General features: G+C 66.4%; 11 protein-coding genes. 1 reads left to right on the top strand and 10 read right to left on the bottom strand.

Features of this window, described 5'->3' with window-relative positions; genetic code table 11:
* Window positions 1-10: 10 nt before the first annotated feature.
* The 10 genes from ACE3RX_RS05690 to ACE3RX_RS05645 form a co-directional block, all read right to left on the bottom strand.
* Entirely contained in the window at window positions 11-1,807 is a 1,797-nt protein-coding gene (locus ACE3RX_RS05690; protein ID WP_374481214.1) for an acyl-CoA dehydrogenase, read from the bottom strand.
* Between the two features lie 37 nt (window positions 1,808-1,844).
* Window positions 1,845-2,498: a 3-oxoacid CoA-transferase subunit B gene (locus tag ACE3RX_RS05685; protein WP_374481212.1), complete on the bottom strand. Its 654-nt coding sequence runs from the start codon at window positions 2,496-2,498 to the stop codon at window positions 1,845-1,847.
* A 1-nt stretch (window position 2,499) separates the two neighbouring features.
* Window positions 2,500-3,159 (bottom strand): acetate CoA-transferase subunit alpha, encoded by a 660-nt coding sequence (gene atoD / locus ACE3RX_RS05680; RefSeq protein WP_374481210.1) that lies wholly within the window; start codon window positions 3,157-3,159, stop codon window positions 2,500-2,502.
* A gap of 20 nt (window positions 3,160-3,179) precedes the next feature.
* On the bottom strand, window positions 3,180-4,817 hold the full coding sequence (locus ACE3RX_RS05675) for a 3-(methylthio)propionyl-CoA ligase (RefSeq protein WP_374481208.1): 1,638 nt from the start codon (window positions 4,815-4,817) through the stop codon (window positions 3,180-3,182).
* Between the two features lie 46 nt (window positions 4,818-4,863).
* Window positions 4,864-5,868 carry a YeiH family protein gene (locus ACE3RX_RS05670; RefSeq protein WP_374481206.1) on the bottom strand — a complete coding sequence of 335 codons (1,005 nt, stop codon included), beginning with the start codon at window positions 5,866-5,868 and terminating at the stop codon, window positions 4,864-4,866.
* Window positions 5,869-5,903: 35 nt separating this feature from the next.
* Window positions 5,904-8,303 (bottom strand): RND family transporter, encoded by a 2,400-nt coding sequence (locus ACE3RX_RS05665; RefSeq protein ID WP_374481203.1) that lies wholly within the window; start codon window positions 8,301-8,303, stop codon window positions 5,904-5,906.
* Window positions 8,304-8,321: 18 nt separating this feature from the next.
* Window positions 8,322-9,395: a WD40/YVTN/BNR-like repeat-containing protein gene (locus ACE3RX_RS05660; protein WP_374481201.1), complete on the bottom strand. Its 1,074-nt coding sequence runs from the start codon at window positions 9,393-9,395 to the stop codon at window positions 8,322-8,324.
* Window positions 9,396-9,474: 79 nt separating this feature from the next.
* Window positions 9,475-10,818, bottom strand: coding sequence for a DUF1329 domain-containing protein (locus ACE3RX_RS05655; protein WP_374481199.1), 1,344 nt, complete (start codon window positions 10,816-10,818; stop codon window positions 9,475-9,477).
* Window positions 10,819-10,831: 13 nt separating this feature from the next.
* Window positions 10,832-12,574 carry a DUF1302 domain-containing protein gene (locus tag ACE3RX_RS05650; RefSeq protein WP_374481197.1) on the bottom strand — a complete coding sequence of 581 codons (1,743 nt, stop codon included), beginning with the start codon at window positions 12,572-12,574 and terminating at the stop codon, window positions 10,832-10,834.
* Window positions 12,575-12,745: 171 nt separating this feature from the next.
* Window positions 12,746-15,445: a LuxR C-terminal-related transcriptional regulator gene (locus tag ACE3RX_RS05645; protein ID WP_374481195.1), complete on the bottom strand. Its 2,700-nt coding sequence runs from the start codon at window positions 15,443-15,445 to the stop codon at window positions 12,746-12,748.
* A gap of 298 nt (window positions 15,446-15,743) precedes the next feature.
* On the opposite strand from ACE3RX_RS05645, the gene ACE3RX_RS05640 reads away from it, so the two are divergent.
* Window positions 15,744-16,781, top strand: coding sequence for a universal stress protein (locus ACE3RX_RS05640; RefSeq protein ID WP_374481193.1), 1,038 nt, complete (start codon window positions 15,744-15,746; stop codon window positions 16,779-16,781).
* The last annotated feature ends 4 nt before the right edge of the window (window positions 16,782-16,785 follow it).

Here is a 16,785-nt window from a genome sequence, read left to right as displayed (position 1 = left end):
CGATCGGCGATCAGAACTGCTCGTCGCCCAGCATCAGCACCGACTTTCCGCCTTCGCGCACGGTACGCGACAGTCCGGCCACCTGGGTCATGACGTGCTCAGAGTAGAAACGGGCGGCCGCGATCTTCGCGCGGTAGAAGCTTGCATCGCCACTGCCTTCATCCAGCCGCCGACGCGCCGCCAAAGCCGCGCGGGCCATCTGCCAGCCACCGGCCACGATGCCGACCAGCATCAGATACGGCACCGAGCCCGCCGCCACCTCCGCAGCGTTCGCCGCGAAATTCTCGACGATGTAATCCACGCAGTCGTCCATCTCCGCTGCGCCTTCCACCAGCGCCTGGCGGATCACAGTGAAGTCGGCATCGGCTTGCTCGGCCAACTGGCTGTCGAGGGCGAGTATCTCCGCGACCAATCCCTTGGCTGCTGCGCCGCCGTCCCGCGCTGTTTTGCGGCCGATCAGGTCAAGCGCCTGGATGCCGGTGGTGCCCTCGTAGATGTTGATGATGCGGGCGTCGCGAAAATGCTGGGCCGCGCCGGTCTCCTCGATGAAGCCCATGCCCCCATGCACCTGCACGCCGATCGAGGCCAGCTCGTTGGCCGTTTCCGTGAGCCAGCCCTTGACCACTGGAATCAATAGATCTGCAAAAGCCTGGTGCTTGCTCCGCTCGTCTGCAGCGGACGCCTGGTGGGCGTGATCCAGCGAAGCGGCCACCACATAGGCCAGCGCCCGCATCGCCTCGATCTTGGACTTCATGAGCATCAGCATGCGGCGCACGTCCGGATGCCGGATGATCGCCACCGACTCCGGCGAACGGGACGTCATGTCCTTGCCCTGCACCCGCTCGCGGGCGTAGGCGAGTGCCTGCTGGTAAGCCCGCTCGCCGATGGCCAGCCCTTCCAGCCCGACGCCGAAGCGGGCTTCGTTCATCATCACGAACATGTATTCGAGGCCGCGGTTGGCCTCACCCACCAGGTAGCCGGTCGCACCGCCGTTCTCGCCGAAGATCATTACCGCCGTCGGGCTGCCGTGGATGCCCATCTTGTGTTCGATCGACGCGCACCAGGCGTCGTTGCGCTCACCCAGGCTGCCGTCCGCATTCACCAGAAACTTCGGCACCACGAACAGCGAGATGCCCTTCACCCCCGCCGGGGCGTCCGGCAGGCGGGCCAGCACCAGGTGCACGATGTTGTCGGTCATGTCGTGCTCGCCGTAGGTGATGAAGATCTTCTGGCCGAAGATCCGGTAGCTGCCGTCAGCCTGAGGCTCGGCGCGGGTGCGGACCGCAGCGAGGTCGGACCCGGCGTTCGGCTCGGTCAGGTTCATCGTGCCGGTCCATTCACCGGACACCATCTTTTCCAGGAAACGGGCCTTCAGCTCGGCGCTGCCGTTCAATGCAAGCGCTTCAATCGCGCCCTGGGTCAGCATCGGGCACAGGGAGAAGGCCATGTTCGAAGCCTTCCACATCTCGCGCACCGCGCTCGACAACAGGCGCGGCAGGCCCTGACCGCCGAATTCCAGCTCGCAGGCAACGCCGTTCCAGCCCGATTCGACGAACTGCCGATAAGCCTCCTTGAAGCCAGGCGCGGTCGTCACGTGGCCGGACTCCCAATGGCAGCCCTCCGTATCGCCAACCCGGTTGAGGGGTGCCAGCACTTCGCCGGCGAACTTGCCGGCTTCCTCGAGGATCGCGTCCACCAGATCCCGGTCAGCCTCCTCGTAACCCGGTAGGGCCAGCACCTGGTCGAGGCCAGCCAGCTCCTGCATCACGAACTGCATGTCGCGGATCGGGGCAGTGTATTGATTCATGTTTTGTTCCTGAAAATAGTTGGGGTTGCGCGCCGACTCACAGCGCCGCCGCCATTTCACAAAGGGTGTCGGAGACCAGGAAGCGAGCGCCGGTCTTCTGCTGGACCGCCTCCAGATCGACGTCAGGCGCCAGTTCCCGCAGCACGAATTCCCCATGGGAAATGCCAAAGACCGCCAGCTCGGTCACCACCAGGGACACGCGCCCCTTGGCGGTGAGCGGCAGGTCGCAGCGCTCCAGCAGGCGCGGTTCGCCAGTCTTGGTGCAGTGCTCCATCGCCACGATGACCTTCTTGGCGCCGGCCAGCAGGTCCATCGCGCCGCCCATGCCGGGGATCATCTTGCCCGGCACCATCCAGTTGGCGAGATTGCCGTCCTCGTCCACCTGCAGGCCGCCGAGCACCGTCACGTCCACATGGCCGCCGCGGATCAGCGCAAAGGAGGTCACGCTGTCGAACACCGCCGCGCCCGGCACCAAGCCGCAGGGCTGGCCGCCGGCATTCACCTCGCCCGGCCGCGGCTCGCCGTCCAGGGCGCCCATGCCGAGGAAGCCGTTTTCCGACTGCAGCGTGATGTGCACATCCTTCGGCAGGAAGCGCGGCACCAGGGTCGGCAGGCCGATGCCCAGATTCACCACGTAGCCTTCCTTCAGCTCCTGCGCCACGCGGCGGGCAATACGTTCTTTTGCGTCCACGTCAGGCCTCCTTCCTGCTCACGACGATGCGGTCCACCAGCGCAGCCGGCGTCATGACGTCATCCGGGTCGATGCTGCCGGTTTCCACCAGCTCATCCACTTCGGCGATCACCAGGTCGGCGGCTAAGGCCATCACCGGATTGAAATTGCGCGCGGCGCGTTCGTAGACGAGGTTGCCGGCGCGGTCGGCCTTGCGGGCCTTGAGAATGGCCACGTCGGCGCGCAGCGGCAGTTCAAGGAGATACTCCCGGCCACCGACCGCCAGCTTGGTCTTGCCCTCCTCCACGACGGTGCCGACACCGGTCGGCGTCAGCACGCCGCCGAGGCCGGAGCCACCACAGCGGATGCGCTCGGCCAGCGTGCCCTGGGGCACCAGCTCCACCTCCATCTCGCCGTCCATCATCTTGCGGCCGGTGACAGGGTTGGTTCCGATATGGGAGACGATCACCTTGCTGACCTGCCCGCTGGAGATCAGCGGCCCCACGCCGGTGGTCGGCGAGGCGGTGTCGTTGCCGATCAGGGTCAGCTCACAGGTACCCTGCCTCGCCAGCAGGGAAACGATGCCGCCGGGGGTGCCGACGGCAAAGAAACCGCCGACCATGATGCTCATACCGTCCCGGAATAAAGGGCCGACCTCGTCCCAATCCATCAACTTGTTCAACTTGAATCTCCTCGGGGCGCTCAGGCGGGAAAGCGGTAGTCACGGAACATCTGGCGCAAGGCCATCTTCTGCAGCTTGCCGGTGGCGGTGTGGGGCATCTCCTCGATGAAAACCACGTCGTCCGGCAGCCACCACTTGGCGACCTGGCTTTCCAGGTACTGCAGCACGTCGTCCTTGTTGATCAACGGGCAATCCGGCTTGCGTACGACGATCACCAGCGGCCGCTCCTGCCACTTGGGATGAGGGATGCCGATCACCGCCGCTTCGGCCACGCCGGGCATGCCGACCGCCGCATTCTCCAGGTCGATGGATGAGATCCACTCGCCGCCCGACTTGATCACGTCCTTGGCCCGGTCGGTGATCTGCATGTAACCATCCAGATCGATGGTGGCGATATCGCCGGTGTCGAAGAAGCCTTCCTCATCCAGGATCGAGCCGCCCTCGTCCCGAAAATAGGCATTGGCGATCCACGGACCACGCACCTTGAGATGACCGGCCGCGCGGCCGTCATGGGGCAGACGGTTGCCGTCCTCGTCGGTGAGCTTCAGCTCCACGCCATACACGCCCCGTCCCTGCTTCACCTGCAGGTCCAAACGCTGTTCGAGGCTGGCCCGCTTGTGCTTCGGCAGCAGATTGCAGATGGTCCCGATCGGCGACATCTCGGTCATCCCCCAGGCGTGCACCACGAAGGCGCCCATTAACGTCTCGAAGGCTTCGCACATGGAGCGTGGCGCTGAGGACCCGCCGATGACGACCCGCCGCAGCACCAGCTCGCGCTTCGGATCGGTGGCGTTGCGCTCGGCGTGCTGGAGTAGCATCTGCCAGACCGTCGGCACGCCCAGCGCGAGGGTCACGCCTTCGTCGCGGATCAGTTCGTAGAGGCTTTTGCCGTCCATCGCCGGGCCGGGCAGCACCAGCTTGGCGCCGCACATGGCGCCGGCGTAGGGCATGCCCCAGGCGTTCACATGGAACATCGGCACCACGACCAGCGCACTCTCCGCGGCCCCTAGGCCAAGGCCATCCACACTACAGGCCAGGAAGGCGTGCAGCACCGACGAGCGGTGGCTGTACAGCACGCCCTTTGGGTTGCCCGTCGTTCCGGACGTGTAGCACAGGGAAGACGCCGCCCGCTCGTCGAACTCCGGCCAGCGGTAGTCCGCCGGCTCACGGCCGATCAGGTCTTCGTAGCAGATCAGGCCGGGGATGTCGGCGGTCGGCATGTTGGCCCGTTCGGTCATCGCGACGAAGGCCTTCACGCTCTTCATGCGCGGTGCGAGCTTTTCGATCAGCGCGGTGAAGCTCACATCGAAGAAGAGGTACTGATCCTCGGCATGGTTGGCGATGTACTCGATCTGTTCCGGGAACAGGCGCGGGTTGATGGTGTGCAGCACGGCGCCCATGCCGGACACACCGAAGTACAGCTCCATGTGCCGGTAGCCGTTCCAGGCCAGCGTGCCGACCCGGTCGCCAGGCTGTACGCCCAAGGTTTTCATGGCATTGGCCACCTGCATCGCACGACGGCGGATATCCGCGTAGGTGCAGCGGTGGATCGGCCCCTCGACCGTGCGGGACACGATCTCGGCGTGGGGGTGAAAGGCCGCCGCATGTTCGATCAGCGACGAAATCAGCAATGGGCGGTCCTGCATCAGGCCAAACATGTCGGGTCTCCTCGAGTATTGTGGTTTTTTCGATTGGGGCGCCGGCTCAGCGCAGTACAGTGACGCCGGCGAGGATCAACGCAGCCAGGAACAGGGTTTCGGCCACCAGCATGAACACCGGCCGCCAGCCCAGGCGCGCGAGCTGTTGAAAGGACGTCTTGACGCCGAGCGCGGCGATCGCCACCACCAGGCACCAGCGGGACAGGTCACCGAGGCCGTGGGCCACGGAGGCAGGCAGCCAGCCGAGGCTGTTCAGTGCCATAAGCGCCATGAAGCCGACCAGGAAGCCAGGCAGCACCGGCGGCCGGGCGCCGGCATCGCCACCCTGGGCACGGAACATCACCCCGAAGCAGGCCACGACGGGCATCAGCGTGGCGACCCGCAGCAGCTTGACGAAGGTCGCGCTGTCGCCGACCTGCGGCGAGATCAGATAGCCCGCGGCCACCACCTGGGCCACATCGTGGATGGTGCCACCAAGGAAGACCGCCGCACCGTGCGCATCCAGGCCGCAGATCTTGACCACGGTTGGATAGACGATCATCGCCACCGTGGACAAGGTGGTTACGCCGACGACGGTAAAGAGCGTGAAGCGCTGGTTCTCCTCGGTGCGCGGCAGCACCGCGGCGATGGCCAGGGCGGCGGACGCACCGCAGATCGCCACCGCACCGCCGGTCAGCAGCCCTTCGACGACCGGACGCTTGAGCAGGCGGCTGAGCATGGCGCCGAACAGGATGGTGCCGACCACGCCCGATACCACCAGGATCACCGGCGCGATCCCCAGCGCGGTGATCTGCTCGAGGGTGATCCGTGCGCCCAACAGGGCCACGCCGAAGCGCAGCACGCTGCGCGACGCGAAGTCGATGCCGGCCTTGACCTTGGCGCCTTCCGCCGCGAAATTGAAGGCCATGCCGAAGAACAGCGCGTACAGCAGCTGCGGGCCGCCCTGGTGCTCGGCCACGAAGGTGGCCGCCATGGCGATGGTGGCGGCGGTGAGCAGGCCCGGTCCCCAGACGGGCCAGGTCGTCATCCGCAGGGAAGAAAGTGCTTGCATGTCGGTAATCTCCGAGTACGTTTGTTTGGACCGACTCAGGCCGGCTTGCGCAGCAGGAAGTGGGACAGCGCGGGTATCAGGACCAGCGCCCCGACCATGTTCCAGACGAACATGAAGGTCAGCAGGATGCCCATGTCGCCCTGGAACTTGATCGGCGACCAGGCCCAGGTCACCACCCCGGCAGCCAGCGTGACGCCGACCAGCGCGACAACCTTGCCGGTGAATTGCAGCGCGCGCCGGTAGGCCACCGCCAGGGAAGCGCCGGCCCGCTGCTGGGCAAGCTGGATGCTCAGCAGATAAAGGGCGTAATCGACGCCGATACCCACACCGAGGGCGATGACCGGCAGCGTGGCGACCTTCACCCCGATGCCCAGCATCACCATCAGTGCCTCGCAGAGGATGGAGGTCACCGCCAGCGGCAGGATCGCCACCACCGTCGCACGCCAACTGCGGAAGGTGATCAGGCACAGCACGCTGACCGCGCCATACACGTAGAGCAGCATCGTGCGGTTGGCGTCGCGCACCACGCTGTTGGTGGCCGCCTCGATGCCGGCACTGCCGGCGGCCAGCAGGAACTGGCGTTCAGGCGTGCCGTGCTCGGCGGCGAAGCGGTCGGCCGCGGCGGCGATCCGGTCGAGGGTGTCGGCGCGATGGTCGGTGAGATAGGCGATCACCGGCATCACCGAGCAATCGTTGTTGAACAGGTCCGGGTTGTTGGTCGAGGCCTGCTGGGCGCCGTAATTGAGCACGTCCTGGTTGCGGGCCAGGGTCAGCCACTTGGGGTTGCCTTCGTAGGAGCCGGCGGTGATCTGGCGGATCGCGTCGCCAAGGAAGACCGTGGTCTGCACCCCCGGCAACTGCCGCAGCTCCCAGGCCAGGCGGTCCGCCTCGACCTGGGTCTGGTACTTGAGGCAGCCTTCGGCGGCGGTCTTCACGATCACCGCGAACTGGTCGCTGGACAGCGCGTAATGGGACGTGACGTAGGCGTTGTCCCGGTTGTAACGGGAATCCGCGCGCAGCTCCGGGGCACCGGCCTCCAGGTCGCCAATCTTCAGGTTATGGCTCACCGCGAAGCCCACCGCGGTCAGCACGGCCGAGACGAGGATGGTCGGCAAGGCCCAGCGCCTTTCGGTGAAGTGCCCCAGCCAGCCCCAAACACCGCCCTGCTCCGCCGCGGCATCGACGCTGCTCAGGCTGCGTTCGGCGGCGCGGGTGCTGACGCCGGTGTAAGACAGCAGCACCGGCAGCAGGATCAGGTTGGTGAAGATCAGCACTGCCACGCCGATGCTGGCGGTGATGGCCAGATCCTTGATCATCGGAATGTCAATCACCACCAGTACCGCAAAGCCCACCGCGTCGGCCAGCAGCGCGGTGATGCCGGCCAGGAACAGGCGCCGAAAGGTGAAGCGCGCCGCCACCAGCTTGTGCGTTCCGCGGCCGATGTCCTGCATGATGCCGTTCATCTTCTGGGCGCCATGGGAAACCCCGATCGCGAAGATCAGGAAGGGCACCAGCACCGAGAACGGGTCGAGCTCGAAGCCGAAGGCCGACACCAGGCCCAGCTGCCACACGACCGCCGCCATCGAGCAGGCCACCACCAGCGCCGTGCTGCGGGTGCAACGGGTATAGGCGTAGATCACGGCGATGGCGATCAGCGCGGCGATGGCGAAATAGGTCATCACCTGGGCCAGGCCGTCGATGAGATCGCCGACCAGCTTGGCGAAGCCGATGATGTGGATGCGCACCGGTGCGCCCGGCGCATTCTCAAACTTGGTGCGGATGCCGTCTTCCAGCGTGCGCGACAGAGCCCGGTAGTCGATTGCCTGGCCGGTTGCCGGATCCTTGTCCAGCAAGGGCACGAAGATCATGCTCGACTTGTAGTCGGCACCGACGAAGCGGCCGACGATACCGGCGCGGGCGATGTTCAGACGCAGCTGCTCGGTGGCCTTCGGCGAGCCATCGTAGGATTCGGGCATCACCGGCCCACCCTGGAAGCCCTCCTCGGTCACCTCGTTCCAGCGCACCGACGGCGCCCACAAGGATTTGACCCAGGCGCGGTCGACGCCGGGCGTCAGGAACAGCTCGTCGTTGATCTGCTTGAGCGCCTCCTGATACCTGGCGTCAAAGATGTCGCCATTGGGGTTTTCGACGACCACCCGCAGCGCATTGCCGAGGCCACGCAGCTCCTTGCGGTTCTCGAGATAGTTCTGGATGTAGGGATGGCTCTGCGGAATCATCTTCTCGAAGCTGGCGTTGAAGCTCAGTTTCGAAAACGCGATGACGGCCAGCGCCAGCGTTGCCAGGCCGCACAGCACCACGACGGCCAGACGGTTGTTGAAGATCAGGCGTTCGAGGGCATTGCCCGAGCGCGGGTCGAAGTCCCCGAGGGACTGCACGACCGGGGCCTGATCCAGGGTATGGCTTGAAGCGGCCATGGCGGGGTTCTCCTTCTTTTAACGCAGGGCTTCGGCGCGAACGCCGCGGGCACCCGCGATCACGACCGTGTCGCTGCCTACCGCCAGAACGGCGGAAGCCGGCGCGGCCTGCATGAGCTTGAGGGGCGAGAAATGCTCACCGGCGTCCTTGCTGACCAGCACCTGGCCGGACTGGCTGACCATCAACAGCCCCCGCGGCCCAAAGGCGGTGGCACCGGTGAGGCCGTCCTGCACGCCACTGTCCACCCTGGCCCAGCTCCAGCCGCCGTCCGCGCTGCGGTAGGCGTTGCCGCGCAGCCCGAAGACCAGCACCTTGTCGTCGTTGCCGGTGACACCGAAATACGTTCCCTTGTACGGCGTCTCGACCGCCCGAAAACGGTTGCCCTGGGCATCGAGCTTGAGCACCAGGCCCTGCTCGCCCACCGCGTACACGTCGCTGCCGATGCCGCGCAGCGCATAAAGATGCAGGCGGTTCGGGTTGTCGGTACGGTCGAACCAGGGCTCCCAGCTCTTGCCGCCATCGGCGGTGCGGAAGATCAGGTTGAAGGGGCCGACGATGAAGCCGTTGCGCTCATCGCTGAACCACACATCGAGGAAGGGGTTCTCGGCCCCCTGCCCACCAATACGCTTGACGTCGTCCAGCAGGCGGTCGGCCTGCTCTCCGCTGCCGAGGGCGCCGTTGTCGGCCAGGCGGCTGTAATGGGCGACCATCAGCTGGCCGGCGCGGCGGCCATCCAGCTGCAAGGTCCAGGTCGCGCCAGCGTCTGCGCTGTGGAGCACCACACCGTCGTGGCCGACTGCCCAGCCCTGCTTTGCACTCGGGAAGCTGACTGCGACGAGGTCCGAACTGACCGGCACACTGGCCTGGCGCCAGCTCTTGCCGCCGTCGTCGGAGAGGACGATGTGGCCGCGCTGGCCGACGGCGACGATCCGCTCACCGGCCCGGGCGAGACCGTTCAACAGGGATTTGGCCGCCAGCGGCGAGGCCTTGGCCGGTACAGCGGCAACATCGGAATAGCCGCCGGCGATCGCCGCCAGCGGCAATACCAGGGCCAGGGCGGTGATCACGGGGCGAAGAGCGGACTTGAACATGGCGCGTCCTAACGAAACTTGATCCGGGCGTTGAGGCGGGACGGGGACGCCGGGCGGCGTATCCCGTCCCTTGCAGGGTTTAGCGCACGCCGGCGCCGGCCAGCACGTCGGGCGACCACTCGCGCTCGCTCTGCGGCTTGAGGTAGCGCACACCGCCGTTCTCGGCCGAATAGCCGGTCAGGGAGTAGCTCCCGGCGATCAGGTCGTAGTTGCCATTGAGGTCGGCGAACGGGGCCGGCACTTCGTAGCTCGGGGCGATGTAGGCGAAGCCGGCGCGATACAGCTGGCCGCGGGCGTCGTACTCGTCGGAGGCGACGGCAACCCAGCTGTCCTCGTCGAGGTAGAAGGTCCGCTTGCTATACACGTGGCGCTTGCCATCCCGCAGGCTGGCCTCGACGACCCACACGCGGTGCATTTCCCAGCGCACCAGATCCGGGTTCAGGTGGTTCGGCTTGAGCAGGTCCGCCTGGGTGGAGTGGTAGGCCATCTTGTAGGCGTTGTACGGGACCAGCATCTCCTTTTTGCCGACAAGCTTGAAGTCGTAACGCTCCATCGAGCCGTTGAAGACGAAGGTGTCGTCGAAGGTCGTGGCGCCCGACGTGCCGGGGTTCGGCGTGTCGTGGGCGAGGTCCGGCGCCACTTTCACGCGGCGCTGGCCGGGCAAGTACAGCCAGGCGCGGCGCCCCTTGTCGGTGTAGTCGAGGGGGTCGATGATCAGCATGCCCTCCCCGGCGCGCCGGGCCGGGCCGGTGTAGGAGATGCGCTGCTTGTAATAGACGTCGGAGTTCGCCTTGCTCTCGTCCCAGTACGGGTACTCCTGCAGGATCGAACCTTCGGTGGACAGCGCCGGGCGGCCGGCCGCATCAACGCTCACATTGCGGTACTTGACCTCATAGGCGATGCCGTTGAAGCGCACCAGGTGGTTCCACATCGCCTCGAAGCCGTTCTTCGGAATCGGGAACGGGAAGCCGGCGTGGCAGCCTTCCATCGAGCGGCCACCGGCGCTTGTCTTGGCGCTCAGCGCACAGGCAGCGGTGTTGTCGGTGACGAACTTCGGGAAGGCGGCAGTGCGGTGGGACTTGTACACATCGATGCGATAGCTCGGGTACTTCTTCATCAGCGCCTTGGTGCCTTCGGTCAGGTTGGCCGCGTACTTGGCCATGCTGGAGGCGTCCACCGAGTAGAGGGGCTTTTCATTGGCGAAGGGATCGGGGCGCAGGCCGCTGCCGGCCTTGTAGCCCGCCTGGGCGCCGGCCAGACCGCCGGTGTAGTCCGGGATCGCGCCGCTGCCAGCCTTTTCGGCGCCCACGGCGGTCAGCGTGGTGCCGAGCTTTTTGGCTTCTTCTGCGCTCACGCCGGCATGTGTGATGCCGGCCACCAGGGCACCAAGCACGGCCACGGTCAGGGTGGTGTGGATTTTCATGGTGTGTCTCCTTTTAGAATGTGGTCTTGAACGTCAGGCTGACGAAGTTGCGGTCCTGCAACAGCGTGGTAAAGCCGTTGATGGCCGTGACTGCGGCGCCGTTGTCCTTGTACTGCCCGAAATAAGCGATGTATTTCAGGTCTACGCGGTACTTCTGCTGGATGTCGGCCCCCAGGCCGATGCTGTAGTTGCCGTTGCCCTCGTTGCCGCCGAACATCGTCGCGGCGTTGCCGTGCAGGCCCACCGAATAGGAAACCGGCGCGGACAGGTCGATGCCCGGCAGCACCTGGTACCAGGTCGGGGTAAAGGACACAGCGGCGCCGACGTAGTCCTTGGTGACGCAGCCGTCCCACTTGTCCTTGCCGACGCACGGCGCGAAGCCTTCCGCGTTGAACAGGCTTTCCCCGCTGCGCACCTTGCGCCAGCGGCTCCAGGTCAGCTCGGTTGCCCAGTTGGCCGTGTCGAAAAGGCCGGTCTTGGGCAGTACGCCCATCAGGTTCACCAGGCCATGCCAGGTGTCGCCGCGAGGGCCGCTGGTCTCGCCGCGATCGGGCAAGCCGGTGGGCGACACGCCGAGCAACTGGGCGACCAGCGGGGTGTTGCGGCGATAGGAGACTTCGCTGCCGAGACTCAGGCCGCCGATGTTCTTGGCGAAGCTCACGCCAAACAGGTCTATGCCGCCGGCGTACACCAGGTTGTAGGTGCTGCCATTGAGCAACGGCTTGCCGGCAACCAGGTTGCGCTGGGTGACCAGGGCCTGGGGCAGCTTGTCGGCGTAGCGGCGGTAGTAGAAACCCAGCGTGCCGTCCAGGATCTCCGGTGACCAGCGGGCCGACAGGCCGAATTCCCCATTGTTGCGGGGCACGACTTCATGGCCGCGGGTGTAGCCCAGTAGCGCACCGGCGTAGGGGCCGAAGGCTGCGCTGTTCGGGATCTGCCCGGCGACGACCCGGTCCGGGCCGTTGAAGGCGAAGTCCACCGGGCCGAGGTAGGTGCCGCCTTCCGGATAGCGGTAGGCCTCCCATTGCAGGAAATACTGCCCCGCCACCGAGAGGGTGTCGGTCAGCTGCGCTTGGCCGGAAATCTGGTTGAGCGGGCGGAACAGCTCCTTGGCCTCAACGCCGGGCGTCGCAAAACCCTTCTGCAGGTCCAGCGGCATCTGGGCGTAGGACACGCTGTGCAGCGCGCCGTTGAGGAACATCGACTCGCCCCAGAACACCGTATGGCGGCCGGCCTTCAGCTTGACCGGCACATTGCCGGCATCGAAGGCGCCGAACACGAAGGCATCCAGCAGCTCGCCGGACGGGCCCCGGTAGTAGCGCTTCACATAGCTGCTGTAGCGGTTGTTGATGTAGCTGGGCGTGGCAGCGAGCGCTGGGTTGCCGGGATTGGAATGGTCCATCGTCCCGTAAGCCGGGTCGTACCAGGCTGCGGCGCTGATGCGGAAGCCGGTGTCGCGCTTCCAGACCATGTCCAGTTCGGACAGCAGGTCGAGCCGCTTGGTGACCAGGTCACCTTTGTCGAAGCTGTAAGTGCCTTCGTCGGCGGCGTAATAGTTGCCGATCTTGCTGTCCCGGCCGGCGACGCGCTGGGCCAGGTTGTAGCGGACGGTGTTGTCCCAGCGCAGCTGCACGTCCGGGTTGCCGGTGTCGATTTCCACCGCCTCGGCACCGCCGGCCAGCAGCGCCAGCGCGGCCCCAACGGCCGCCGGGCAGGCGCGCCGGGTTTTCTCTCTCTTGGCTGTTGTGTATTGCATGTCTCGCCCCTCCTCCTGTGGATGCTGCTGATCCAGCAGCGCCTCTTATCTCGCAGCGGGTCGATCCGCTGCAGCGAGGCTCATTTTCCAGAGCTGGAGAAAGCGCACCCCCCCCACAAAGTTGGGGGTCGGGGGGGCACGGAGGGGGCGAGAGGGTCTTGCGGGAGAGGCTTACTCCACGCCTTCGAGGAGGCCCAGCACCTGGGCTCGGCGCACGACGTGGCGGCGGGTGCCGGCACCGAGCTTGCCGAAGAGGTTCTTGAGGTGCCACTTGACGGTGGCTTCGCCGACCGCCAGGGATTGGGCGATCTCCTTGTTGGAGAGATTGCGCGCCAGCAGTTCGAGGATTTCCCTCTCCTTCGGCGTCAGCACCATGCTCGGTACCGCCCGCGGGCCGCCTGCCTTGAGATCGGGTGCCGGCCTCACAGTGCGGGCAATCGGGACGGGGCGGTCGACGGCTACGCCGTCATCGTCCTCCTCGGCAACACGCCGGGCCCAGTCCGCCATGGCCGGGTGGGCATCGGCAAAGGTCCGCATCAGGCCGTAGGTCTGCGCCAGGCTGAGGGCTTCATGCAGCACCGGGCGACCTTCGCCGCCGTTGCGGTCGAGGGCGAAGGCCCGCAAGGCCATGATCTCGATCCGTACCCGGCCCTGCTTGAGGGCCTCGGCCAACGGCATCGCGCGGGTCAGCGCGTCCAGGGCTGCCGGCCAGTTCTGCTCGGCAATCGCCGCATGGGCGTGGGTCAGGAGCTGCGGCAGGCGGACCGCGCGCCACCACAGCTCGCCGGTGGGCAGCCCCTCCCCTTCCAGGATGTGATCGACCCGCTCGACCAGCGCACGGCAGGTTTCCGAGCGGAAGCGACCGGCGTGCATGCGGGTCTGCTCCGCCAGCGCCGCCACGCACAGGCGCGGCAGATGACGGGCCATGCCCACCGAGTACAAGGCCTCGAGGAGATCCAGCGCACGATGTTCGACGCCTTGTGCGGCAGCCAGCCGGGCCGCGGTGCGATAGCCGAACAATGCCGTCTCCGGCGTGCCACCCCGTTCGAGCACGTCGAGCCGGTTGGCGAGCAAAGCCGACGCTTCGTCGAGGCGATCACGTTCATAGACTGCCGACGCCAGCAGCGAAGCGACCATGCAGGCCAGTGGATGGCGGCGGCCGAGATCGGCATCCAGGCGCGCCAGCGTCGGTCGCAAGGCTTCTTCGGCGAGCAGCATCTGCCCTTCCCAGAAATAACTCAGGCCGGTGGCAAATTCGCCCCAGCGCACCGCGTAGCCATGCGCCTTGCCGTGATCGCCCCGCGGGGCTGCCTGCTGGTAGCGGCGCGCGGCGACCGGGTCGCCCTGCACGATGGCCAGCACCGACTGGCGGTTGGCATGCATCTGCAACAGACGCGGCTCACGAACCGGCGGCGTGTCCCGCCAGGGGGAGAACAAGGCCGCGCACTGGTCCGGGTCATCGGCGTAATAGGCGGCACCGCTCAGGATCAGCGCGCATTCGTAGCGCAGGGCCGCATCCACATCGGGCTGGGACAGGATGCGCTCGACCAGCACCTCCGCCTCCGCGTGGCGTTCGCTGACCGCCAGCACCCAGGCCGCGGCGAGGCGCAGGCGCGGCCGCTTGTCACGCTCCGCGTCCGGCACCAGTTCCAGCCACTCGAGCACCGTCCCGAGGTGCCCCTGCACGACCGCGTCGTAGAGGCATTGCTCGGCCAGGTCGTAGGCTTTCTCCCGCTGCCCGGCTGACAGCGCGTGACGGGCGGCCTCTTCGATCATCCCGTGGTCGGCCAGCCAGCCCATGGCCCGTTCGTGGAGAGCAGCCTGCTGGTCGGCCGGCAATTCACCGAGCCTTGCCCGCAAGCCGTCGCGCGCCAGCGTATGCAGACGCGACCAGGCGCTGTTGTCGCCCACCACGAAAATCGGCGTGTCCCGGCTGAGGCGCTGCAGGCGCTCCTCCGCGTCATCCCCAACCAAGGCCCGGCACAGGTCGGGATGCAACAGGTCGGCTACCGCGATGCGGGTCAGGAAATCCAGGTCGTCGACGGCCAGGTGGGCCATCAGCGCATCCACCAGGCGGTGACGCTGGTCGCCGCTGCCGGAAGCCAACGCCTCGATCGCCGAGCGTGGGTCCGTACTCCGCTCCATCGCCGCCAGAGCCAGCTGCAGCCCGAGGGGCCAGCCTTCGGTCACCTCGTGCAGGCGCGCGCAGGTGTCGGCATCCACCTTGGCACCGAAGCGGTTGCCGACCAGCGACAGGGTTTCCTCCAGGCGGAAGCGCAGCATCTCGACGCCAACCAGTTCGCAATGCCCGTAGCTGCTCAGATCCTCCACCTCGGTGTCGAAGCCGCCCCGCGCCGCAATCACCACCCGCAGATTGGCTGGCGCGTTGTGCAGCAGGTAGCTCAAGCCGTTGCGCCGCGCCGCCGACAGGCGCTCCGCCTCGTCGATGATCAGCACCAGATCGAGGGACGACTGGGCGACTTCGGCCAGCCAGGCGGTGATGCCGTCGAGTTCGCCGAGGGAGGCCTGTCCTCCTTCCATCAGCACGCGGCCGAACTGTGGCCGCGCACATCCCACCCGAACGGCGAGCACCAGGCTGTGCAGGAAGCGCAGCGGATCGTCCCGCCCATCCACCGAAATCCATGCCACCGCCGCGCCGCGAGCCAGGCACTCATGCCGCCATTGGGCCAGCAGGGATGTCTTGCCGAAGCCCGGCGGAGCCTGCACGACAATCACCGGGCGCTCGCGGAAACGCTCGTCGTCCAGGCTCAGGCGCGAGCGGACCAGCAGGTTGCGCGGTGTGCGCGGCGGTGTCGTGCGCAGCACGAGTTCGGAATAGGCGGTGCCGGATTCGGCAATGGCAGCGGTCATGGAGCAAGCCCAGTCAATGGCGGACGATGTGCGTCCGCCGTGGCAGCAAGGGTCTTGTGCCGCTGAAGCGGCATCTTCTTGTGGGGCCCCCTCCGCGGGAGGAGGGACATGCCCCGGAATGTGGCATCGAATACGTGGCGTCAAATATATCCGCAAAGTCCGCTGCCACCCCCCTCCCCCCTCCTTTGCGAGGGGGGTGACGACACAGGCAAGCGCCTAGGATGAGTCCCATGAAATCGCCGAATAACTCCCAACCCATGTTGGAGTCCTCCGGCACCCTGACCTAGGAGTCGTTGCCATGTACCGTCACCTGCTCGTTCCCATCGATGACACGGATCTCTCCATCGAAACCGTCAGCCGGGCGGTGGAGTTCGCACGCACATTGGGGGCCCGGATCACCTTTTTTCATGCGCAGGCCGACTACAGTGCCGCCATCAGCGGCGACGCCGACGTGGTGCGCCTCACGTCGCCGGCCGACTACAGCTACGCCTACGAAGGCCGGGCCCGCGAACTGCTGACCAAGGCCGAATCGGCAGCCCGCGCCTGCGGCGTGCCCTGCGCGTCCCTCAGCACCATTGACGATACGCCCTACCGGGCAATCCTCGCCGCGGCGCGCAGCACTCATTGCGACCTGGTCTTCATGGCTTCCCACGGCCGGCGCAGCCAGCTCGGCATGATGCTCGGCTCCCAGACCTTGAAGGTCGTCACCCACTCGGAGATCCCCGTGCTTGTGTCGGCCAGCGCCGAGCCTTCCCGCGCCGTCCAGGCCATCGGCATCATCCGCGACGAGCATCGCTCGATGGCCGCCGTGCTGCACGCCTGGCTGCATCTGCTGAAGCGCGCACGTGTGGATGGGACGCAGCCCGACCTTGGCGTCATGCAGGCCATCGTCCGCTACATCCGCGACTTTCCGCAGGGCCTGCACCATCCGAAGGAACAGGACTACCTGTTCCGCAAGCTGCGGGAACGCACCGTCTCGGCCAACGCCGAACTGGACGAACTCGAACGGCAGCACCTGCGCGACCACCAGCTATTCAACGCGCTGGCCCATCTGGTGGAGGAATACGCCCACGGCGCATCCTCCCTCGATGAGGTCGAACAGGCCGTCGCCAACTACGCCCGCTTCATGTGGGAGCACATGGGGCGGGAGGAAGGCGTGATCCTGCCCGCCGCGCAACGCTTCCTGAAGGACGAGGACTGGGTCGAGATCAACGCGGCCTTCTCAGGCAACAACGATCCACGCTTCGGCGGCGACACCGATGCGGAATACAAGCGGCTTTTCTCGCGCATCGTGAATCTGGCGCATTCCCCGGCCGAAGAAACCCCGGAACACTGAACAA

The organism is Zoogloea sp., assembly GCF_041914405.1.
Lineage (GTDB): Bacteria > Pseudomonadota > Gammaproteobacteria > Burkholderiales > Rhodocyclaceae > Zoogloea.
The sequence above is the reverse complement of the archived record's forward strand: the minus strand, read 5'-3'. Positions and strand labels throughout refer to the sequence as shown.